Here is a 21,489-nt window from a genome sequence, read left to right on the forward strand (position 1 = left end):
TTATGGAGCTGTTTATTAATGAATCCTCGCTGCATGGTCAGTATAATGATAATAATCAATTTTTCAGAGCTTTTAAAATATTTCTTTCATCCCTTAACAAAATATCTGAAATTAAGAATCATAAGGAAATTTTTAAAAGTGATTATTTTTTCTATTTTTCCGGTATCGATGGCATTTTTCTCGAATCGTTGATAAAAAACAATCCAGCGTTAAATCAAACTTTTGCTCAGAATTTACAATTACTTAATCCTAAAAGCTGGCAAAAAAATCAAATGCACATTGATGATTGCAGTTATGAATTTAATAAAGAAAATTTTGTTGGTACATCAGTTGCAGAAATTTCAGAAAGATCTTTAGTTACAAAAGATTTTTTTGGTTTTCTTTTAAATTTTAGTGAGTCAAAGTTTGGGAGTAATGAAAATATAAATGTTCTAAAAAATACGGAAGAAAAGATATTTATTGACTCTGTAATTTCTTCTGAAGATATAGAGAATTGGCTTATAAATAGAGGGTTTATTATTCCTGCTGAAATATATGATGAAAATTCAAGAAACCCTCCAACAGATTATCAGACCGTTTTAAAAGATAATTTAATTTTTGAAAAGACAAATTATCCTAAAAATAATGGACGTACAGTATACAAGAAGAAAGACTCAAATGAGCTTTGGGTTGTAGATAGCGCACCTAAGCATGCTGGTTCAAAAGCACACATAGAGGTTTTTGATGAAAGAACAAGAAAACACTTAGGTACATCTTTATATAATGTGGTAAATTTAAATACAGATTATAAAGTTGATAATCGTACGATCAATTTAGGTTAAAATTAAACTATATATTAACCTTCAGTGAACTCTACTTATTAATTTCTGCAATAAAAAAATTAACAGGCATTTCAGTCCTTGCCTTAAAAGCATTTACAAACTGTTGTGTACTGCTAAATCCAGCTTCAAGAGCAAGAGCTGTATTAGTATAATTTCGAGCCATTTTATTTTCCTTCAATAAATTAATAATAAAATCAATTTTTAAATCATTGATGTATTCGATAAACCGTTTATTTTTATAATGGGATATAATTTTATACAAGTATTTTGAATTCGTATGGAGCATACCGGCTACCGTTGTTAATCGTACATCTTTGGCTAGAAATTTCTTTTCTGATTCAAATTTTTCCAGTTCTTTCAATACAAAAGCAATAGTTTCTTCAGGAATATCAAGAATTTCTGCTTTTTCTTTTTTAAGTTTTAGGATTGGTTTATCTAATGAAGCAGGACTTTGCATTACTTCGTCGAACTTCTTTTTGTAAAACTTTTTGTTTTTATGATAGCGATAGGTTAGGAACACTGAGAATGTAAAAAGCATTAGAACAATTGTGATCAAAATAACATCATAATATTTTTCCCTTTTAAGCTGTTTATGAATTTTTTCCCTCTCAACAAGCAGCTCTTTGGTATCGTATTGTTTATGAATTTTTGTAATTAGATATTTGTTGGTTTCATTTAGTAAAGAATCCGCTTTTAGTAATTGGTCGATGTACAAAAGCTGGCTTTTCTGATCATTTTTACTTTTGTAATAATTGATAAGCAGTTCATAAACTTCACGAAGATCAGGACGCATATAATTCTTCTCTGTAAAAGTTTTATCAACTTTTAAAAAATAGGGAAGAGCTTTCTCTTTTTTATTGAGAGCCCAATAACTTTTACCAATATAGAAATTCCCCACGGCCTCATTTGCAAAATCCTTATTTTCCCTAATACTGTCAAGGGAAGATTCTATGTCTGCTATTGCAGTGCCATAATTTTTTTTAAAGTATAAATTTATACCTTCTGAGTGCTTGAAATAAGGAATCATTTCCAAATTCTTTAGTCTTTCGCTTTCAGAAATTCCCTTCTTGTTAATTTCTGAGCATAATCCATAATTCCCAATTTTGTTGTTAAGGACGCCAAGTGAATGAAGGCAATTCAAATAGGCTCTTGTATCTTCTTTTATATAATATTCTAAACAATCCTGAAACAGTGAAATTGCCTCATCATAAAAGCCTAGTAAATATTTGACCTGAGCCATATGGTATTTCACCTTATTATGCTGGTATTGATCATCAGTTAGGGAAATGTAACTATTTGCTGTAATGTAATTATCAAAAGCGCTTTCATATTTTTTTTGTCCATAATACACAATCCCTTTTGAAAGGTACGCAGAACCTATTAAAGCATTATCTGTACTTTTTTTTGCTGCATAGACCATACTGTCCGCATAAATAATTCTGATTTTTTCAGGAGATTGATGCAATATGTTCTGGTACGCATAAACGACCTCTTCCCAGTTTTTTTCCTTTAATGCCTTGTACAGATAAGTGTTAAGGTATGGTGCAGCCTTGGAGCTGTCTTTCCTAAAGCTGTACATCTTATCATCGAGATAATTATAACTTTTATTTTTAAGAGAGTCAGGAACTTTGATGCTGGTTTTCTGACTGAACATACAATTAGAAATGTACAGTAATGACAAGAGGATTAAAAATTGTTTCATAGATTAAATATGTAGGGGAGACATTTCTTTCTATAAATTGATCTTGAAAATTAGTGGACGATTCAGGATAATGTCATAAAAAGCAACTTCAAATATAAACTAAATAATTGAATTGTAGGTAATTATGTACGTTTAAAAGTAGTATGGAATTCACGGAATTCCAAACCATAAATTCATGGAAACCCACAGATATCGCCTTGTGTGAGGATTTTTATCGAAATAGATTTGCTTCGAATTCACGGGCAAAAATGTTTAGCAGGGTGCTGGATAAAAGTTCTGCCAATCCGGATGAAATGAACTGAGAAACTATTCTCATTTACTTTCAAAACTATTTAATCATGAAAAGTTTATTATTATGCATTGCAATTTCACTTTCAATGTTTTCTTGTACAAATGATCAAGAATCATTACCAACATTATCCAAAGATTTTAAAGATGAATCTAGTTCTAAAGTAACAGATGCAGCAAATCCAAACAACCCATTTGATCAAATTGGACTGGATTATTATAATCATTTTAAAAATTTTGAATTGGAAAACGGGCCTGTAAAAAACCAAGCCCAACTTATTGAACAATTGCTTTATCTGACCGATAAAGGAGATGTAAAGCGTAAAACAAATAAAAGTGTTATTACGATCACACCTGAAATGATAGCAGTGATACTCGCTGACCCTGAAAACAAGTTAATTGAGCTTATCAATGATGCGTCTTTAAGTATCTCAGTTAAAAACAATTTGACTTATTTCGTTAGTGAGTTAGTCGATAAACAGGATGATGATTACGATGATGTCCATAACTACATTCTAGATTATGAAGACGGCGTAATTGCAGATTCTGTCCTAATACAGGAAGAAAAAGACACTATTTTAAAGGTTTCTGCCATATCAAGGTATTCGCTGTATGCAGAAGCGCGTAAGCGAGACAGAGACTGGGAAACTTCTGTAACCAATAAGCCGTCAAAAGGAATTAATCTCAAAGGAAATGAGATTACACTGGTTACACTAGCCGTTGTTTTCAATAATCTGTATTAAAAAATTATGATAAGATCTCTTAATATGAAACTTCAGCTTTTTTTATATTCATGTCTGATCTTAATTAATCTGGCAAGCCTCTATTTCATCATTGATCTTTTTCGGTATGATGAAATAGAAAGCCTGCTTCGATCTGGACAGGAGGGTGCAATATCCGTCCGCATCCTGGCTTACCTGTTTTTTATTACCTGTCTGCTTAATCTCTATTTACTGTCTTATCTCATGATTAGGATAAGATTTAAAGATTAACGAAAAAGCATCAAATACCAATTAAGATGATAAAAGATCTCATTAATACTGACCTAAAAAAACTTCCTATAGAAGGGCTGGATATCCATATTATTAAAAAGTATGAAAGAATAACTTTAAACGATGAATTGTTTAAAACTGAAAATTTATCGATTTTATTAATTCGATCGGGTAGTTTAAAAATTAAACTTCAGGAAATAACACAAGATTTAATATCTCATGAACTTATTGTAATCCCTAAAGATTCTTACTGCACTTTTTTAGAAGTTCGTGACAACTTACAGCTATATTTAATATTGTTTTCTTCGGATTTTGTACATAAGAACTGCCTTAAAAAAGATTTAGTAGAATCTTTGTACTTTTTTATAACTAAAGAACCTCTCAAGATTGCCTTGGAAGAAAAGGAATATCAGGTTTTATCACTCATTTACAAGCTTATTTATTTTGTAAATCTAGATGCTACGCGAAATGGCAACGATAGCGATCTGCCTCGGATAAGTTTAAGTTTATTTCTTTACGAACTCAAACTAATTTATTCGAAACATTCAGCAAATTCAGTAATCAGTTTTAATAGAAAGGAAAACCTTGTGATGCAGTTTTTAACTATTTTGTCAATACATTATAAAAAACAGCACTATGTAAAGTTTTATGCTGGTGCATTATTTGTTACTGCTGGATATTTAGATAAAGTAGTAAAAGAAATTACCGGAAAAAGCCCTAAAAGTTTAATAATTGATTCCTTAATTACTGAATCTAAAATCCTGCTTGATGATCCTCATTATACTATTGCTGAAATAACACAGGAAATGGAGTTTAGCAGTGTTTCAGTATTTAGTAATTTTTTTAAAAAACATACCTCGACCTCCCCATCTATTTACCGCTCGAAATCTACAGAAGGATTTACTGCTCTATAGTTTTCGTTGTCTGGCCTACATTAAACAAGTGTACTATGAATACTATATATCCTTTAGAATGGTTAGATTATGTTATACTGCAAATACTAAATCCAAATAAATCGAATGTTACCATTTTAACTAAAACAGAAGTAACATTAATTACAGAAAATATTGTAAAAGAAGCGAATCATATTCAGGTTCGCATGAAGAATGAAATTTTTTCATTAGTTAAAAAGAGGCAGATACGATTACAGGTACGTAAGTACCATTCTAATTTAATATATCTTCTTGATAGTGCAGTTGAAAATCAGCAATGCAAGGAACTAAAGAAAAAAGACTTGGCAAAAGTTATAGAACTAATTATAAGTACGCTTGATGAGCTTCTTTCTTTTGTGGAAAATAGATTTTCTAATTTTTTGAGTCTTGATGAAAGAGTACCGATAACTTACCTTGCAGTAACGAGAAAAGAGTTAATTCATAAAATTGCAATGTTAGAAAAGAGGCCATTTGAAACGGAAAAGGAAAGAAGTACAATTGATATTATTAAAGATGCTTTATCTGAATCTGTTCAAATTTCACACAATAAAGCTTCTTTTAGACAAATTTTGTATGAACGCCAGCTTATGAATCGTCTATTGGAAACATCGTACGTCAATCAATCCTTATCTATATTTTCAGCATTAGATAAAATCTTAATTGAAACTAATTTCAACAGCAAGAGATATATTGATTTCCTTATCGACAATTTATCTAAAAATACTAGTCTTATCGAAGATGCAAATGAAAGGCTGAATTTTCTTATGTGTAATTCAAAAGAGTTAAATCAGCTGTATTCTAATGAAAATGTAACTTTTAATCCTGCTACAAAAAAAATTAAAAGTATTCTACTGGACTGGTTTAGTTATGAGGCTGCGTATCTTGAGAGTCAGATTAATGCAGAACATTTGGTTTCAGAACAATTAGGCAAATCAAATGATAAAGTTGAATGCATTCTGTCAACTGATCAAATGGCTTTGATTTTACGAGCAAGTGATGAATCCAGGGTTTTAAAAGCAAGATCAATGAACTTGGTTTTTAAAACTATTGTGCCTTTTTTATCTACGCCTTTCAAAAAAGATCTTTCGTATCAATCTGTTCGAAGTAAATCTTATAATGCTGAGGACAGGGATAAGGAGATTGCTATCCAAACACTTAAAAAAATTATTGAAAAGATTAAGACATACTGAATAATCAATCTGCGTAACAAAATTGAATATTCACGACAAACTACTAAACATTCTAGATTATGACATTAATAGCAATATTTTTCCCTTCACTTTCCTTTTTCTTAAGGGGTAAGATTTTTACAGCAATCATTTGTCTCATTCTGCAGATTACTTTGATTGGCTGGATACCAGCGGCAATCTGGGCGGTTTTATCGCTTCAGAATTCGCGAGCTGATAAACGTAATGCGAAATTAATTAAAGCTATGCGTTCAAAATAAAAACGACTTATATTATTTGAAAGGCTTTTGTGGTTATTCTAACTGCAGAAGCCTTTTTTATTTATCAGTGTGAATATGTACATTTTATCTTCTGCTGACCAATAAATTCAAGGGGTACAAAAGGGTACAAGAAAAGTTGTACTTGTAGAAGCTTCATTGTAGTCGTTCCTTTGGGATGTAAAATAAATCATATCTCTAAGATTTTGATTTGGATAGATGAATGTTGAATGATAAATGAAGATGATTATGTTTGCAAGTGTTTCATGGGGCAGCTACCTTACTGTCATAGGTGTAATCTTAGTGGTATGGTATCTAATAGTACTGCTTAAATTCTATAAAGGCGATTTAAAGGAATTTTTCTCTAGCGAAAAAAGAAATGGCCCGTTTAAGAAATCTACAAGTTCTAAATCTTTGCTGCAAAGAAAAATACACACAGGTTTGTCATCATCTTTTTCAGAATCTTTTGACACTTTAGATGACGCAGAAGAACTTTCCGCCAGAATACTTCAAGCTGTGAAGGAAAGTGCCGAGAAAAACTTGTTTAAAGAACAATTCGAAAATTACCTGCGAATGGTTCTTGATGAATATCCGTATGTGAAGATCTCTTCACTGCGTGAAGATATAAATCATTTAATAGTCTCCGAAAGCGAAAAGCACCCTCAGTTTTCTTTAACGTTTGCCGAAGCGGATCAACTATGGGAGGAGACTATTTCTTAAAACTCAGCGGAGGAATAACCCCTGTTCTCTCTGGTGCGGTATGGCTTTGTGTGACAAGATGATAGAGCTGTAACGGCGGTTTTCCTCTGCTTTTTAACTATAAATAATCTTTAAAATGACGTGTGATGAAAAAATGTTGGTGGAAGTTAAAGGAAGTAAATGAAGAAAAAGTATTGTCCTATTGCATTTTGGTATTACTGCTAGTGTATGAAACTAAAATTCATGCGCAAGACGGAGTAGCAGGAATTAACGAAGCAAATCAAAAAGTTAGAAGCTATTTTGATGCCGGTACGGAACTGATGTATGCAGTAGGCGCAATTCTTGGCCTTATCGGGGCTGTAAAAGTATATCAAAAGTGGAATGCCGGTGATCCCGATACCGGAAAAGTAGCTGCCGCCTGGTTTGGCAGCTGTGTATTTCTTGTTGTGGTGGCAACTGTTATCAAATCTTTTTTCGGAGTCTAATGAACAGTGTGTATCAGATTAATAAGGGAATTAATCAAAGTATTGAATTTAAAGGCCTAAAAGCGCAATACATCTGGTACTTAGGAGGTGGAGTCGTATTTCTTATGATACTCTTTGCAATTCTGTATATCATAGGTGTTCCTTCTTTGATATGTGTTGGTATAATTGGAACGGCAGGTGGATTTTTGGTTTTTAAAATCTACAGGATGAGCAACCAATACGGCGAATATGGAATGATGAAAGCTTTCGCAAAAAAACAGATTCCAAAATTTATAAATGTAAAGAGCAGGGAAGTTTTCATAAAGATATAGCTGTAAAACGTTAAATAAAAAAGGAGAGAGATGGGGAAGAGGATGGAAGATATATTGCCAATTATAGCAGTAGAACATGATTGCATATTATCAAAACAAGGTGATGTAACTGTAGTATTCAAGGCGGAGCTTCCCGAAATTTTTACGCTCTCGGACCAAGAGTATGAAGCCTTTCACCAGTCTTGGATAAAGGCATTGAAATTGCTGCCTAAACACTGCATTTTTCACAAACAGGATTGGTTTCTAGAAAAGAAGCATGTCGCGGACTTTTCAAGCGATGACAGCAGTTTTTTGACAAGGAGCAGTGAGCGCTTCTTTAATGAAAGACCTTTTCTGGATCATACCTGCTATATCATGCTGACTAAGAAACCGGCAGGGAGGAAAAATTCCAGTTCTTTATTTTCCAGTCTTTTGAGGAATACATTGGTGTCTCAAGAAACGTTGGACCCTCAAATACTGCAGGATTTTATTGATTGTACGGGACAGTTTCGCAGGGTTATGGAAGACAGCGGATTTATAAAGCTTGAGCGCCTTAAAAATAATTCCATTAAAAGTGAAGGCAGGAAGATTGGTATTATTGAACGGTATAGTCTTTTATCAGAGAGAGAAGATTCTTTTGTTTTTAACGACATAGTTTTTGATGAAGGGCTGAAGGTTGGCGATAAATACTGCCAGCTGTTTACTTTAGGTGATGCTGCAGACCTGCCTGGACTATGCGGATCGAGGATTAATTTCGACCGTTATTCGACCGATAAAACAAAATTCAGCATTGGTTTTGCATCTACGCTGGGTCAGCTATTGTCCTGCAATCATATTTATAATCAGTATCTGTTTATTGAGGATGCGCAGAAAACAATTCAGAAACTCGAGAGTAAAAGATTGAGGCTTCAGTCGCTGTCTGCCTACAGCAGGGAGAACTTGATTGCCAGAGATGCCACGAATGATTTTCTTAATGAAGCTATATCCCAGCAGAGACTTCCTGTAAAAGCACACTTTAATGTACTTGCCTGGAGTGCGGATAAAGAAGAACTAAAAGATATTAAAAACAAGGTTTCATCAGCACTGGCGCAGATGGATTCGGCTGCAAAACAGGAGACTGTAGGTGCACCGCAGATTTATTGGGCAGGAATGCCGGGGAATGCTGCAGATTTTCCAATGAATGATACTTTCGACACTTTTACAGAACAGGCTGTATGCTTCCTCAATATGGAAACTGGCTACAGATCGTCTCTTAGCCCTTGCGGTATACGACTCGGAGACAGACTGACGGGAAAACCAGTTCATGTGGATATAAGCGACGAGCCTGTGAAAATGGGAATCTGCACCAATCGGAACAAATTCATTTTAGGGCCTTCAGGAAGCGGTAAATCTTTTTTTACCAACCATATGGTAAGAAGTTATTACGAGCAGGGCACACATATTGTTCTGGTAGATGTCGGGCACAGTTATAAAGGGCTTTGCGATATGGTTGGCGGCTATTACTTCACCTATGATGAAAAGAATCCGATTCGTTTTAATCCATTTTACATATCAGAGGGAGATAATCTCGATACTGAAAAAAAAGAAAGCATTAAAACACTGCTGCTGGCTCTTTGGAAGAAAGATGATGAAACTTTTAACCGCAGTGAATATGTCGCACTTTCTAACGCCCTTCAGCTGTATTATGAGAAGTTAGAAATCAATTCAGATGTCTTTCCCTGCTTTAATAGTTTTTATGAATTCTTAAAAGATGATTTTGTTCCCATTCTGGAAAGTGACAAGGTTAAAGAAAAGGATTTTGATGTCAACAATTTTCTCTACGTACTGCGTCCCTATTATAAAGGAGGTGAGTTTGATTATCTGTTAAATGCCACGGAAAATCTGGAACTTTTAAAAGAAAGGTTTATTGTTTTCGAGCTCGACAACATTAAGGATCATCCTATTTTATTTCCGGTAGTCACCATCATTATTATGGAGGTCTTCATCAGCAAGATGAGAAAACTGAAAGGGGTTCGTAAAATGATCCTGATTGAGGAAGCCTGGAAAGCTATTGCGAAGGAAGGAATGGCCGAATATATAAAGTATCTTTTCAAGACTGTCCGTAAATTTTTTGGTGAAGCTATAGTAGTCACTCAGGAAGTGGAAGATATAATTTCATCACCTGTAGTAAAACAGGCTATCATCAACAATAGTGACTGTAAAATCCTGTTAGACCAAAGCAAATACCAGAATAAATTTGATCAGATTCAGGAGCTGTTAGGACTGACTGAAAAAGAGAAAGCACTTGTGCTCTCGGTAAACAAGGCAAACGATCCCAGCAAGAAATATAAGGAAGTGTTTATCTCGCTGGGGGGTATGCTATCAAAAGTGTATAGAACAGAAGTTTCTTTAGAGGAATACTTAGCTTATACAACAGAGGAAAGCGAAAAGGTGAAAATGAATGCCTATGCCAAAAAATTCGGCGGGGACATTAAAAAAGGAATTGCCGCAATGGCTCAGGAAATTCGAAGTGGAAATTAAATGAAAAGAGAAAATGAAAAAGAAATTAGCGGGTTGTTTTATTTGTATTCTGCTGGTTGCAACTCCGGTCAGACCAGCTGAAAAAACAGCAGCACTGCCAATACTGGAAATCGTTAAAGCTGTGACAAAGAAAGTAATCAAAGCTATTGATCTTCGGATCCAAAAACTGCAGAACAAAACGATTTGGCTTCAGAATGCCCAAAAGCAGGTCGAAAATGTGCTCTCTAAACTTAAACTCGACGAAATCTCAGAATGGACGCAAAAGCAGAAAGACCTTTATAAAGGTTATTATGAAGAGCTTGCGAAAGTGAAATCCATTATCACTTACTATCAGAGGATAAAAGAAATTACTGCGAAGCAGACAAAGCTGGTTCAGGAATACGAAAGAGCATGGAATCTGTTTAGACAGAATAAGCACTTTAAAGCAAGTGAGATTCGGTACATGGAGAAGGTCTATACCGGTATTTTAGAAGAAAGCATGAAGAATATCGATCAGATATTTTTGATACTGGATTTGTTCACTACCCAGATGACTGATTTGAAAAGACTGGAAATCATTAATAAGGCTGCTGACCAGATTGATGCTAATTATGATGATCTTACTATGTTCAATCAGCAGAATGTTTTACTGAGTCTGCAGAGGGCAAAAACAGAAGCAGATGTAAATCTTGTCAAAGAATTTTACGGAATACCATAATTCAGATAAAAATCATGAAAAAATTATTAATACCCTTGTTTCTAATACTTGTATTTCAGCAGGGACTACAAGCGCAAGCCAAGCAGCGCAAGGAACTGCTTCTGCAGATTGCAGCACTTCAGGTGTATATTGATTATGCGAAAAAAGGTTATTCTGCCGTTTCGAAAGGACTCAATTTTATAGGGGATGCCAAAAGAGGGGAAGTAAACCTTCATGGTGATTATTTTGCATCTCTGGCAAAAGTTAATCCAAAAGTCAGAACCTACTACAAAGCAGCAGAAATTATTTCGCTGCAGTTTCAGATATTGAAAATCTGTAAAGAGACTTTAGTCAGTTTAAAAACGCACGATTTATTTCATGGAAGTGAGCTGGACTATGTGGAACGTTCTTTTGTAAGACTGCTTCAAAGCTGCAACGACACACTAGAACAGCTTTTAGTCCTCACAACTGATTCGAAACTGGAGCTAAAAGATGACCAGAGAATTGAACGGATTGATATGCTGCACAAAAAAATGACAGATGATTACAATTTCTGTACTTCATTCAGCAATGATGCAAAACTGCTTTCTCTTTCTAAGAGAGCAGATCTAAATGATTCTAAAAGTATAAGAGCCTCATATGGATTAAATTAAAACTTATGAAAAAGATATTAATTCTAGGAATAATCATCATCTTTTTATTTGTACCGGACAAATCAAATGCACAGTCAGCAGAAATCCAGCAGCTGATATTGAATATTGAAAAACTATCGCAGTTCAAAAAGATACTTAGCGATATGAAAAAGGGTTACGAACTTCTGTCTAATGGATACAAGACGGTTAAAGATATGTCCGAGGGAAACTTCAGTCTTCATAAGGCTTTTCTAGATGCCCTGATGCAGGTAAGTCCAATGGTAAAGAATTACAAAAGGGTGGGAGATATTGTCAATTACCAGATTTTGCTGGTAAAAGAAAGCAGGAACGCACTGGGCAGATTAACAAAAAGTGAGAATTTTAGCGAGAAGGAAATAATATATTTTGATCAAGTTTATGCCAACCTCCTGAGTGAAAGCCTCACGAATCTTGATGAGCTCACAATGGTTATTACCGCCGATAAGTTGAGAATGTCGGACGACGAGAGATTGGAAGCTATTGATACTATTTATCTGCAGATGCAGGATAAGCTGTTTTTCATGCGAGATTTCAGTTCATCTGCAAACGTATTGCTTCTCCAGAGAGCAAAAGAGAAAAAAGATGTTTATGCCTCCAAAGCAATACAGGAACTTAAAAACTAAGGGTATGAAACTGTCAATTCGAAATAAAATCCTTTCTGTAATTCTGGTGATGATCCCTCTTTTTAGTTCTGCTCAGGGATTGGGAGATGAAATGCAGAGCCTTCATTCCGTTTTAGATAGGCTTTATGATGAAATGATGCCCTTGTGCTCAAATCTTATCGGTGTGGGGCAGGGAATTGCGGGTTTTGGAACCATCTGGTACATAGCTTCAAGGGTTTGGCGACATATCGCCAATGCCGAACCAATAGATTTTTATCCCTTGTTCAGACCGTTTGTGATCGGATTCAGCATTATGATTTTTCCATCTGTACTGGCACTCATCAACGGCGTTATGAAACCGACCGTAACTGCAACGGCTGCCATGGCTGCGGGATCGAATAATGCAATTGCTGTTCTTTTAAAGGAAAAGGAAAAAGCAATCAAAGAAACAGACACATGGAAAATGTATGTCGGCGGGACTGGCAGCGGTGATAGGGACAGATGGTACAAATATACCCACGATGGCGCTGATCCTTCAGATGAGAGTATGCTTGCAGGAATTGGGAATGATGTGAAATTTGCAATGGAAAAAGCATCTTACGGCTTTAGGAATTCAGTTAAAGAATGGATGAGCGAGGTGCTAAGGGTATTGTTCGAAGCTGCTGCGCTATGTATAGATACGCTAAGAACATTTCAACTGGTAGTTCTTTCTATATTGGGACCGCTTGTTTTTGGAATAGCAGTGTTTGATGGATTCCAGCATACCCTCACAGTATGGCTGGCAAGATATATCAATATCTACTTATGGCTTCCTGTCGCAAATATTTTTGGAAGTATTATCGGAAAGATACAGGAATTAATGCTGAAACTAGATCTTTCACAGGTACAAGCAACTGGAGATACTTTTTTCAGCAGAACAGATATTGCATACCTGATATTTTTGATAATAGGTATTATTGGCTATTTCACTGTACCCTCAGTGGCTAATTATATAGTGCATGCAGGAGGCGGGGGAGCACTGGCGCAAAAGACTACGAGCTTATTTGGCGGTTCAACCAGTTCGGTTATTTCCAAAGCATCACAAGGAACCGCGATGGTTATGGACAGCATGGGAAATGCGGCAGGGAAGATGTCACAGAGTATGTCCACATCTTCAGCTTCATCTCCCTATTTTCAAGAGAAAGGAAATTACATGGGTGACAAGCTCAAAGGAAATTCATAATAAACTTAAAAAAACAGATGATGTTTACTAAAATGAAGAATATTGATTCAGCTTTTAAATATGTAAGAAGCTTTACAATGCTGGTTATTGCAGGCTGTGTTGTTATCTGTTGTTTTGCGCTTTATAAAAGTTTCCAGACTGTAGCCAGAATGCAAGACAAGGTTTATATCCTGGCAGCGGGCAAAGCACTAGAAGCGTATGCTTCTGAAAGGAAGGATAATATACCAGTGGAAGCCAGAGATCATGTCAAAACATTTCACAAATTTTTCTTTACCCTTGACCCTGATGACAAGGTAATTAAAACAAATGTGACGAAGGCATTATATCTGGCTGATGAAAGTGCAAAAAGAATCTACGACGACCTAAAGGAAAATGGATTCTATTCAGGAGTCATATCAGGAAATATCAGCCAGACTGTACAAATAGACAGCATAAACATCGACATAAAAGATTATCCATATCGATTTAAATGTTTTGCCAGACAAAGTATAATTCGAACTACAAGTATTTTAAAAAGAAGCCTAATCACCGAAGGAAGCCTTCGAAATGTATCAAGAAGTGATAATAATCCTCACGGCTTTTTAATCGAACGTTTCAATACTATTGAAAATAAAGACCTCGGTGTAGAAAACAGAAAGTAGATGAAATCGCTATTTAAAAAAAGAGAAGCGCCATTTGTATACAACAGATACTATCTGTTTCTACAGGAAAAATGGGTGCGAAAGATGGAGTTTCTTACGCAAGGATTCTCCAAAAAGCAACTGATTCTTTTCCTGGTATTATTTATTGCATTTAGTTCTGCTTATTTTCTATTTATAGTTTATGAGGCTTTAAACTGAGATATTTTTCAGTCGGGGAACAGAATGGTAAAGCCTTCAACAATAATTTAATTCATTTTAAAAAGTAAAGACATGGAACAAAAAAATATTTCTATGAAAGAAGATAAAAAAAGAAAAATGCTTTTAATGCTGCCATTGATAACTCTTCCCTTCATATCTATTTTGTTTTACACATTAGGTGGAGGAAAGATGAGTACAGATGCGGCAGAAAATAAAATTAAAAAAGGTTTCAATTTTAATCTGCCCATTCCAAAGTTTAAGGAAGATTCATCTTTAAATAAAATGAGCTATTATGACCAAGCGGCGGTAGACTCCATTAAACTGCAGGAACAAATTAAAAAAGATCCGAATTACTCTAATAATAAGCTGCTTGATCAATCTCAGAGTCCATTTGCTGAATCAGATGTGAGGTTAAAAGATTTTTTAAGCAATGGTCGAGGGCTAAATTCAGAACCGCTGCAGAACAGAAATGAAAAAAAGATATATGAAAAACTTTATTTGTTGCAGAAAGCCATCAGTCAGCCATCTACAGTAGACAAGTATGGGCAGGAGATGAGCGAGTTTGAGAAATATGGTTCATCCAACGAAGTTTCTACTCAAATCAAGGACTTAGAAAAAATGATGTCTACTATGGGGGAATCTCAGCCAGATCCCGAACTGCAGCAATTGAGCGGTATGCTTGAAAACATACTCGATATCCAACATCCTTCAAGAGTTGCGGAAAAGCTGCTTAAAAATTCAGAAAGCAAGAAAGGAAAAGTTTATAACGTAGATAGCAAAAAAGCATCAGTAAATATTACTTCACTTCAGGAAAATAAAGCAGAGAACAATTTTCAACAGAATGCTTTTTATACAGTAGAAGATGCAACAAATGGAGATTCTCCTCAAAATGCACTGGAAGCATTTGTGCATGAAACCCAGACTGTTGTCAACGGATCAATTATAAAATTAAGACTCGGAGGTGATGCGGCAATTCAGGGTACAGTAATTCCAAAAAACACTTTCCTATATGGTGTTGCCGCTTTGAAAGGGGAAAGACTTGAAATAAAGATAGAAAATCTGCAATACCGAAGCTCCATATTCCCAGTTCAGCTTGCGGTTTATGATATTGATGGAATGGAAGGGATAAATATTCCAGGTGCAATCGGCAGGGATGTAGCGAAGGCTTCTGCAGACCGATCAATACAGACTTTAGGGTTGACCGGTGTTACAGATTCATGGGGAGCTCAGGCAGCTGGAATGGGTATCGAGGCGGCAAAAAGTCTTTTAAGCAAGAAAGTAAAACTCATCAAAGTAATAGTTAAAGCAGGATATCAGGTACTTCTGTATGATGAAAAACAAAAGAATCTAAAACCTTAAAGTGAAAAAAAATGAAAAGAATTAATCATTTATTTAAAATGAGTTTATTGCTGTTTTCTGTTTTAGCCTATCCTCAGTTGAGTGTAAAAGAGACGATAGCGAACGAAGACCAATACAAAAGCGTTCAGATCGGATACTCCAAAACAACAAGTATTGTTTTTTCCTATCCAATCAAGAGCATTGATAAAGGAAGTGATGAGGTACTGGTACAGAAAGCCAAAGGTGTAGAGAATATATTACTGATTAAAGCAGCTAAACAGCATTTCATTCAGACCAACCTGACTGTTGTGACTTCTGACGCGAGATTATACGTATTTGTACTGAATTATGATGATGACTGTCCGGATTTGAATGTCAAAGCCGTGAATTCCATTGCTGCCAGTAAAGATGTTTTATTTTCACTTGAGAACGAAAACCAGAAAAAAATAGAACAATGTGCCTCCCTGGCATTATCTAAAAAGAATAAAATCGGCGGTTATAACAAATCTAAGTATCAGATAAGACTAGAGCTAAACGGTATTTTTATTTATCAGGATGTTTTGTATTTGAGGATAGTATTTGAAAATAAGTCAAAGATTAACTATGACATTGATCAGTTCCGATTTTTTATCAGGGATCAAAAAAAATCAAAACGTACTGCATCGCAGGAAATAGAAATTGAGCCGCTTTATCAAAGTACGTCATCCACTTTGATCCCCTATAAGTCTGAAGTAGTAAAAGTTTATGCGCTCGAAAAGTTTACTATTCCTGAAAACAAATATCTCACACTTCAGCTAATTGAAAAAAATGGTGGAAGACATCTTGAACTTGATATCAGCAGTAACCTGACCGAGAAAGTATTTCCAATCGAGGCATTTAACATGGATAAATTTTAAACGAGATATATCATGACAATAAATGTAGCAGATGCTGAAAAGCTGTTATCATACGCGGAAGAGATGGTTTCATACGGTTATCAATTTGCAGCATATCCTTTGAAATTAATTACTGACAGCGATACTATTCAGTTTTTTAGAACATCGATGGCTGCAGCGGATTATTGCCTTGTAGGGCCTAATGATGTTGATTATTTTAAGAATATTCCAATAACATCTCTCATCAATGACTTAAACATAATTCTACAGAGCGGTATTGATACTTCTCGAATAGAGACCGTTGATGTAAATGATTTCATGCATCTGTATAAAGAGAGAAATGAATTGAATGAAAACAACTTAAATGCAAATACAATGAACGAGAAAAATTTAGAATATCTAAAGGACCAGTTAAAATACACTGGAATGGGGGAAACGTTTGAAACAGAACTAAAAGAGAACATGCAGAAAGGTGATAAGGATTTTAAAATCATCCATAGCGGGATTATGAATAATGGAGTGCCAAACAATGATACTTTGACAGTTGAATTGAATTTCAAGAAATCAGATCAGAGTGACATTTACTTTTTTAATTCTTATCATGTGAATCTGCAGAAAGAAGAGAACAAGCCTGGACTGGAGCAAACATTTTATATAAATAATGATGGCACAAGTATAACTCTTAAGGAAGCTTACAATTTGATGGAAGGCCGTTCTGTGAACAAAGATCTTAAAACCAAGGAAGGGGAATCATACAACGCATGGTTAAAAATGGATTTTAAAGAATCAGAGAACAATGGCAATTTTAAAATAAATCATTTTCATCAAAATTATGGCTATGACCTAGAGGCGAGTCTCGAAAAACATTCTATTAAAGAGCTTCAGACTCCAAACTACAAAGAAAATCTGATGAGCTCACTTAAGAAAGGAAATCTACAGTCAGTAACTTTTGTTGTCAATGGTGTGGAAACTAAAATGTTTGTGGAGGCCAATCCTCAGTTTAAAACATTAAATGTCTATGACGGAAGTCTGCAGAGAATCAATCATAGAGAAAGCAAACAGCAAAAACAGTCGGAATCTAAGGATAAAAATGTCAGCAAGGATAGTGATGGTGAACCAGCACAGAAAGAGCAGAACTCAACAGCTCGCAAAAGAAAAGCGGGTAAATCTGTGTAGGATTAATAATCAAAAGTAAAAAATGATGGACAATCAGTCCCTTACCAATAGGCTTGCAATTGAAATAAATGATTGGAATAGTAAAGAGGAAAACCTAAAAAAACTTTTCCGTTCCAGTCCTTCAATTGAAACTTCTCTTTTAAAGCAGAAGTTAAAATGGTATGAAAGTGTGCTGGTTAGATATCGTAAGACGAATAGTGTTTATGAAAACCTTACTCTTCAAGTTGTGAAAGGCGAGCACGATAATCTGGTAAACCAGTTATACCCCGAAAAGCTAAGAAGGTTTATTTATAAAAACTTAATTCTAAAGATGACTATCAGATTAAAATCTGCTATTTACAGCAAAACTGAAGCGAAATCTAACAATGAGCTTAAGGAAAAATTGGAAAGAATAGGTTTTAAAGATGCTTTTAAAAAAGTCGAGAGATACATGAATCTGGGAGAAACGAAATTTATTGTGCCTGTTTCTTACTATTTAAATGAAAAAGAGAGACTAGATCATTCTCTTAATTTTAAAAAAGATGAGTCCGGCCAATATAAATTCGAAGGATTTAAAACCAGTCTTTATTCACAATCCAAAAATGAAGATAATAGACAGCATTTTTTTACAGACGATGGTGTTAATGCAAGACAGTCTTATGAATTACTTTCAGGTCGGGCGGTTTTGATCGATGGAATCTGGAAGCAATTGGATTTAAATGATAAAGATGCATCTGGCAGTTATAGAGTAAAAGAATTTCCTCAAGAGTACGGCTATGATTTAAAGAAGGCTTTGGAAGAATTGCCTATAAATTCTTTGGATCAATTACAGGTTGGGGAAATCTTGAGATCTTTAAAAAATGGAGGCAGAGAACTGGTTAAATTAGAAAGAAATGGCAGTTCTCAAAATTTTTATGTAGAAGCTAATCCACAAAATAGAGGGCTTGTGATCCACAATGAAGATTTAAAAAAAGTATTGCTTCCGGATCTTTTAAATCAAAATTCCAAAACTTCAAACAAGCAGGCACGGAATGTAGCGATACAGAACTCTCAAAGACAACATAGAACAGCTAAAAGTAAAAGTTTATAAATTATTCAAAATGGAAAATTTAAAACCGCTATCGGACTTTTTTACAGCAATTGAAAATGATTTTCGGATAAGCTCAACACATATTGCAATTTACATGTCTTTGCTTCAATATAGGACGCAGAATCAGTTTGTAAACCCAATACAGGTCTATAGACATGATATAACACCACTAGCAAAGATTTCCTCTCCGCATACTTATCACAGATGCATCCAGGAATTGAGTGATTATGGATATCTTAAATACGAGCCTTCGTTTAAGAAAACACAAGGAAGCAAGATTTACTTTTACGATTGAACTTATATAATAATAAAAGCCCGTAAAATGGGCTTTTATTATTTTAATTAGATGATGACGGAAGATGAAGAAGAAAAAATTAGAGGGAAGTTTACTCCAGAGAAAGTTATGCAAATGTTAGACTCTGAGGGGATGAATGTTACAATTGAAGAAGCAATTGAAATTTATTTCCTTTCAGAGAGCTTGAAACCAGCCAAATAATATTGATGCAAGCCTTTTTGCATCTACAAAACTTATGAATATTATGAAACCATATAAATTTGAAGATTTGCCGGATATTTTAGGAACCCTTTCTTTGCGACTAGAAAATATTGAAAGGATTTTAAAAAATAATGCGAAAGAGGATAAAGAGATTGATGATAATTTACTTACTATCCAGGATGCTTCAAAACTCTTGAAGCTTTCTGTTGCCACTATATATTCTAAAGTATGCAGGAATGAACTGCCAGTAAGCAAAAAGGGCAAGCGCCTATATTTCCAAAAGACTGAACTGCTTGACTGGATTAAGTCCGGGCGAATTAAGACGATAGCAGAAATCCAAAAAGAAGTAAATAACAGGTTAGATAAAAGATACTAAAATTAAGAACTGCAATTTTTTTGCAGTTTTTTTATTTGTACCCCATTTGTACCTTTTGCCAATGCATCCCTTACAAATTCTGGAAAGTGAATTTCTGGAACTGGATTTCTCACTGTTATAGAAGTGTAAATTTATTTTGGATTTTATGAATGATTTGGAGAGATAAAATCGCTCACTACTGAATTTTACTGTTCTATCTCGAGTAGTCCCTTTATCTTATCTGCCTATTTCATTAAATGGATTCAGCAATTGACTTTTTCTTCTATTTTTAATTCAATCATCTTCTTTGCATTTTCCCATTCAGAGTCGATAATGCTAAAAATGCAGTATCTCTAGGATATCCATTTGGCTCAATCTTGTCTTTACGGAAAACGCCTTCGAAAACACCGCCGATTTTTTCGATAGCTTTTCTCGAGCGAATGTTATCAGCTTTAGCTCTAAACTGAACCCGATTTGCATTTAATACATCAAAAGAATAAGAAAGCAGAAGCAGCTTAAAAAATATTTCCAAGGATTTCTCCTTGGATAGATATAGTTTCTCTATTAATAATCAAAGATATGATACTGAAAATTCACGTAATTATCCTTGTTTATTTGTTTGCAGGTTTCTGATGCAGCTTGCTTTTTGAAAATTGTATTATATTCGTTAGTGTTTATTTATCAATTAGATATAATAAAGCAATTGAAATGGAACAAATAAAAAAGAAAATTATGTGGCAATATTATTTAATCCTAGGACTAGGGCTAGTGTTCCTTTTACTGGCAATATTCTGTTTCCGTAATACAATATTATTTCTAAAAAATGGAGATAAAGCTACTGCAACTGTTATTGACCTTTACAGATACGAATCAGATGGCATAGTGTTTGCTCCAATCTTTACTTTTCGGACAAAAGATAACCAATTGGTAACATATGAACTAGCAGAAGGAACAGATCCTCCTTCCTGGAAAATAGGCGAGACGACAACTGTCATCTATAATCCTTCAGATCCATCGGAAGTAAGTTTGTGTAGTTACTTTAGAGTATTTATATGGACATTGGTTCTGTTATCAATTGCTCTTCCATTATTAGTTATTGGAGGGGGATATTTTATCGCAGCGAGATTTATCCTCTAATAAATAGCAGAGGTGTTGTTTTGCAATTGTGCTGCAGGCTAATTTTTAAGCGTTGCTTTCTTTTTTTCAGTTTTCTTTTTCATTAGTTTTTTCTTCTGGAAAAAATCGCTTAAAGCTTTTTCTTCAGTTGGCGTCAGAGAGTTTAGTCCGCCTATGCTGTCTATTTCCAGGTCTAATTTTTTTGTTTTCATAATTATTTATTTTTGAAAATATCTATTGATTAATTTCAAAGCTGATTTTGTTTCAATTATCATAATCCTTCCGCCAAAATGGAATGCTCCAAGCGTTTTTTCATAATGGCCGACTAATTGCGACTTTGAAAGGAAAGAAACATTTCCATCATGTCCGCGCTGAAAAGATAATTTGCAGGCATAAGCGACCAGATTGCCGGCGACGCCTACATAAACTTTTGTTTTGCCTTTATTGAAAGGGGCACTTTCCACCAAATGCATGTAAACATGATCCGACTTTACTTCCAAACTTATCAGACCTTGAATTATTGTTGAATTTCCAACAATTGTAAGTTTGTAGATATCTCTGATTGGGTTTTTAAATTCTTCTTTCCAATTGAAGAGCCAGCCGTTTTTCTTTGTCAGATGCTTTAAATCAGAATTCTGGAGAACAGAAATTTCTGTTTGAAAGCTGTCTCCGGTTATGGCATTTTCTATAGAGTTTGTCAGTTTGTCAATTATAAAATCAAGCCCCGATTCGTTTTCTTTATCCATCTAGCTAATTTAAGGAATAAAATCCGATTTTGAAAATATTTTTGCCATGTGTTTAGAAGGCGGCAAGCCACTGGGCAAGAGTTTTTTTTATTCTGAGTTAGTTAGTTAGTTAGTTAGTTAGTTAGTTAGTTAGTT

At 34.6% G+C, this 21,489-nt stretch carries 25 protein-coding genes; 21 read left to right on the plus strand and 4 right to left on the minus strand.

The window, feature by feature from the left end:
- The first annotated feature begins 2 nt into the window (after positions 1–2).
- Positions 3–821 carry a hypothetical protein gene (locus NU08_RS10360; RefSeq protein ID WP_129747044.1) on the plus strand — a complete coding sequence of 273 codons (819 nt, stop codon included), beginning with the start codon at positions 3–5 and terminating at the stop codon, positions 819–821.
- Between the two features lie 31 nt (positions 822–852).
- Here NU08_RS10360 and NU08_RS10365 read toward each other — a convergent pair whose 3' ends face one another.
- On the minus strand, positions 853–2,523 hold the full coding sequence (locus NU08_RS10365; RefSeq protein ID WP_129747045.1) for an AraC family transcriptional regulator: 1,671 nt from the start codon (positions 2,521–2,523) through the stop codon (positions 853–855).
- A gap of 338 nt (positions 2,524–2,861) precedes the next feature.
- Here NU08_RS10365 and NU08_RS10370 point away from each other — a divergent pair, with 338 nt between their 5' ends.
- From NU08_RS10370 to NU08_RS10460, 19 genes are all read left to right on the plus strand, one after another.
- On the plus strand, positions 2,862–3,554 hold the full coding sequence (locus tag NU08_RS10370) for a hypothetical protein (RefSeq protein ID WP_129747046.1): 693 nt from the start codon (positions 2,862–2,864) through the stop codon (positions 3,552–3,554).
- 275 nt (positions 3,555–3,829) lie between these two features.
- Positions 3,830–4,717 carry a helix-turn-helix transcriptional regulator gene (locus NU08_RS10375; protein WP_129747047.1) on the plus strand — a complete coding sequence of 296 codons (888 nt, stop codon included), beginning with the start codon at positions 3,830–3,832 and terminating at the stop codon, positions 4,715–4,717.
- 35 nt (positions 4,718–4,752) lie between these two features.
- Positions 4,753–5,925 carry a hypothetical protein gene (locus NU08_RS10380; RefSeq protein WP_129747048.1) on the plus strand — a complete coding sequence of 391 codons (1,173 nt, stop codon included), beginning with the start codon at positions 4,753–4,755 and terminating at the stop codon, positions 5,923–5,925.
- Between the two features lie 59 nt (positions 5,926–5,984).
- Positions 5,985–6,182 (plus strand): YqaE/Pmp3 family membrane protein, encoded by a 198-nt coding sequence (locus tag NU08_RS10385; protein ID WP_129747049.1) that lies wholly within the window; start codon positions 5,985–5,987, stop codon positions 6,180–6,182.
- A gap of 246 nt (positions 6,183–6,428) precedes the next feature.
- Positions 6,429–6,899 carry a hypothetical protein gene (locus NU08_RS10390; RefSeq protein ID WP_129747050.1) on the plus strand — a complete coding sequence of 157 codons (471 nt, stop codon included), beginning with the start codon at positions 6,429–6,431 and terminating at the stop codon, positions 6,897–6,899.
- Between the two features lie 125 nt (positions 6,900–7,024).
- Positions 7,025–7,363 carry a DUF4134 domain-containing protein gene (locus NU08_RS10395; RefSeq protein WP_129747051.1) on the plus strand — a complete coding sequence of 113 codons (339 nt, stop codon included), beginning with the start codon at positions 7,025–7,027 and terminating at the stop codon, positions 7,361–7,363.
- Entirely contained in the window at positions 7,363–7,674 is a 312-nt protein-coding gene (locus NU08_RS10400) for a DUF4133 domain-containing protein (RefSeq protein ID WP_129747052.1), read from the plus strand. Before NU08_RS10395 ends, NU08_RS10400 begins: the two co-directional genes overlap by 1 nt.
- A 30-nt stretch (positions 7,675–7,704) precedes the next feature.
- Positions 7,705–10,173 carry a TraG family conjugative transposon ATPase gene (locus NU08_RS10405; protein WP_129747053.1) on the plus strand — a complete coding sequence of 823 codons (2,469 nt, stop codon included), beginning with the start codon at positions 7,705–7,707 and terminating at the stop codon, positions 10,171–10,173.
- Between the two features lie 13 nt (positions 10,174–10,186).
- Positions 10,187–10,870 (plus strand): conjugal transfer protein TraI, encoded by a 684-nt coding sequence (locus NU08_RS10410; protein WP_129747054.1) that lies wholly within the window; start codon positions 10,187–10,189, stop codon positions 10,868–10,870.
- 14 nt (positions 10,871–10,884) lie between these two features.
- Entirely contained in the window at positions 10,885–11,502 is a 618-nt protein-coding gene (locus NU08_RS10415) for a hypothetical protein (protein ID WP_129747055.1), read from the plus strand.
- 5 nt (positions 11,503–11,507) lie between these two features.
- A complete protein-coding gene (locus tag NU08_RS10420; protein ID WP_129747056.1) occupies positions 11,508–12,143 on the plus strand; it encodes a TerB family tellurite resistance protein in 636 nt (211 codons plus the stop codon).
- A gap of 4 nt (positions 12,144–12,147) precedes the next feature.
- Positions 12,148–13,344 (plus strand): conjugative transposon protein TraJ, encoded by a 1,197-nt coding sequence (gene traJ, locus NU08_RS10425; protein WP_129747057.1) that lies wholly within the window; start codon positions 12,148–12,150, stop codon positions 13,342–13,344.
- Positions 13,345–13,361: 17 nt separating this feature from the next.
- Positions 13,362–13,985 (plus strand): conjugative transposon protein TraK, encoded by a 624-nt coding sequence (gene traK, locus NU08_RS10430; RefSeq protein WP_242502534.1) that lies wholly within the window; start codon positions 13,362–13,364, stop codon positions 13,983–13,985.
- 270 nt (positions 13,986–14,255) lie between these two features.
- Positions 14,256–15,542, plus strand: a complete 1,287-nt coding sequence (gene traM, locus NU08_RS10435) for a conjugative transposon protein TraM (RefSeq protein ID WP_129747058.1) — start codon at positions 14,256–14,258, stop codon at positions 15,540–15,542.
- An 11-nt stretch (positions 15,543–15,553) separates the two neighbouring features.
- Positions 15,554–16,417: a conjugative transposon protein TraN gene (gene traN / locus NU08_RS10440; protein ID WP_129747059.1), complete on the plus strand. Its 864-nt coding sequence runs from the start codon at positions 15,554–15,556 to the stop codon at positions 16,415–16,417.
- A 12-nt stretch (positions 16,418–16,429) separates the two neighbouring features.
- Positions 16,430–17,572, plus strand: a complete 1,143-nt coding sequence (locus NU08_RS10445) for a hypothetical protein (RefSeq protein ID WP_129747060.1) — start codon at positions 16,430–16,432, stop codon at positions 17,570–17,572.
- 22 nt (positions 17,573–17,594) lie between these two features.
- Positions 17,595–18,641, plus strand: a complete 1,047-nt coding sequence (locus tag NU08_RS10450; RefSeq protein WP_129747061.1) for a hypothetical protein — start codon at positions 17,595–17,597, stop codon at positions 18,639–18,641.
- 346 nt (positions 18,642–18,987) lie between these two features.
- Positions 18,988–19,137 (plus strand): hypothetical protein, encoded by a 150-nt coding sequence (locus NU08_RS22320; RefSeq protein ID WP_165352447.1) that lies wholly within the window; start codon positions 18,988–18,990, stop codon positions 19,135–19,137.
- A 43-nt stretch (positions 19,138–19,180) separates the two neighbouring features.
- Positions 19,181–19,513 carry a helix-turn-helix domain-containing protein gene (locus tag NU08_RS10460; RefSeq protein ID WP_129747063.1) on the plus strand — a complete coding sequence of 111 codons (333 nt, stop codon included), beginning with the start codon at positions 19,181–19,183 and terminating at the stop codon, positions 19,511–19,513.
- A gap of 277 nt (positions 19,514–19,790) precedes the next feature.
- On the opposite strand, the gene NU08_RS10465 is transcribed toward NU08_RS10460, so the two are convergent.
- Complete coding sequence (locus NU08_RS10465; protein WP_129747064.1) at positions 19,791–20,024, minus strand: GNAT family N-acetyltransferase; 234 nt, start codon at positions 20,022–20,024, stop codon at positions 19,791–19,793.
- Between the two features lie 176 nt (positions 20,025–20,200).
- Between NU08_RS10465 and NU08_RS10470 the strand changes: the two genes are divergently transcribed.
- The gene (locus tag NU08_RS10470) at positions 20,201–20,629 is read left to right on the plus strand and encodes a DUF3592 domain-containing protein (RefSeq protein ID WP_129747065.1); all 429 of its coding nucleotides are present in this window, start codon (positions 20,201–20,203) and stop codon (positions 20,627–20,629) included.
- Positions 20,630–20,667: 38 nt separating this feature from the next.
- On the opposite strand, the gene NU08_RS22325 is transcribed toward NU08_RS10470, so the two are convergent.
- Both NU08_RS22325 and NU08_RS10475 read right to left on the minus strand, forming a co-directional pair.
- Positions 20,668–20,820, minus strand: a complete 153-nt coding sequence (locus NU08_RS22325) for a hypothetical protein (protein WP_157498692.1) — start codon at positions 20,818–20,820, stop codon at positions 20,668–20,670.
- 6 nt (positions 20,821–20,826) lie between these two features.
- Complete coding sequence (locus NU08_RS10475; protein ID WP_129747066.1) at positions 20,827–21,354, minus strand: hypothetical protein; 528 nt, start codon at positions 21,352–21,354, stop codon at positions 20,827–20,829.
- Positions 21,355–21,489: the final 135 nt, after the last annotated feature.

Origin of the sequence: Flavobacterium anhuiense, from assembly GCF_004151235.1 — a bacterium.
In the GTDB taxonomy this organism is placed as follows: domain Bacteria; phylum Bacteroidota; class Bacteroidia; order Flavobacteriales; family Flavobacteriaceae; genus Flavobacterium; species Flavobacterium anhuiense_A.